The following is a 1,067-nucleotide window of genomic DNA, read 5'->3' as shown; positions in this document are numbered from 1 at the left end:
TTATATCTGTTTTTTTATAGCATTTTTATGAAAAAAAATCAAAAAACTCTCAAATTCTTGGGCTTTTAGCAAAGAGATGCTTTGCTTTTGCTCATTTTATTGACCAACCATAACCATAGCAGGGCGCAATAAGCGGCCATTTAAGGTATAGCCTTTTTGTAAAACGGTACCGATTTCATTTGCTTTTGCATTTGGATCAATGCCAACAGCTTGGTGTAAATCTGCGTTGAAACCATTTTGAGTATCAGCTTCTACAACGCCAAATTTCTCAAGAGTCGTTAAAAGTGACTTTAAGGTTAACTTAACACCTTCAAGTACAGGCGTTTCTTCATCGCCAGCTGCCTGAATTGCGCGTTCTAAATTGTCGACAGAGTCCAACAATTCTTTTGCAAATTTCTCAAGCACAGTCTCTTTATGCTTTTCAGACTCACGCTGAATACGCTCTACACTTTTTTGTGCTTCGTAAACTGCATTGGCAGTACGAGCTTTTTCAAGCTTAAGATTTTCTTCTAGTTTAGTGATTTGCGCTTGTAAAGATTCAACGGTAACGTCGTTTGCTTGCTCTACACCTTCAGCCTGAGTTTGCTCGTTAGATTGCTCAACTTGCTCATTTTGAATGTCTTGAGCTTGCTCGTTTTGCTCATTAGCCATTGATGATCTCCGTTTAAATGGGTTTTTAAACATGTACAGTCCTTTTTGGCATCAGTATTTACTGTGTAAAACCTGAACTGCCATGCATATGCTGTAATTCATTAATAGGGATGAAGTATGGGCATTGCCTAAAAATTCAAGCGTACACGGCAATTTAAAGCTTTTAATTTTGCGGTTTTAAGTAAAAATCTAAATTTTCGATCATAAAAGCTATAAATTCTTGAGTAATTCGGGGTAAATGTTGTCTAGAAGCATACACGACCGACAAGCTTAACTCCGGAGCCGTAAAATTTTTAAATAAAGCTTTTAAGCGTTTTTCTTTTAAATCTTTCTCAACTAATAATGTAGGCAACATTGCAACTCCCTGTGCATGTAAGCACATATCGTAAAGTGCATTCACATCATTACTTTTAAAA

The 1,067-nt window shown here is 36.5% G+C and carries 1 protein-coding gene and 1 pseudogene; both read right to left on the bottom strand.

Translation table 11 applies throughout. From position 1 onward, the window contains the following. Positions 1–96: 96 nt before the first annotated feature. Positions 97–651: a nucleotide exchange factor GrpE gene (gene grpE / locus VXQ92_RS20810; protein WP_001262789.1), complete on the bottom strand. Its 555-nt coding sequence runs from the start codon at positions 649–651 to the stop codon at positions 97–99. Positions 652–779: 128 nt separating this feature from the next. After that, positions 780–1,067, bottom strand: a pseudogene (locus VXQ92_RS20805) (LysR substrate-binding domain-containing protein); the annotation flags it as partial.

This window comes from Acinetobacter sp. 228 (genome assembly GCF_048147885.1).
This window is presented reverse-complemented; position numbering and strand designations above follow the sequence as displayed.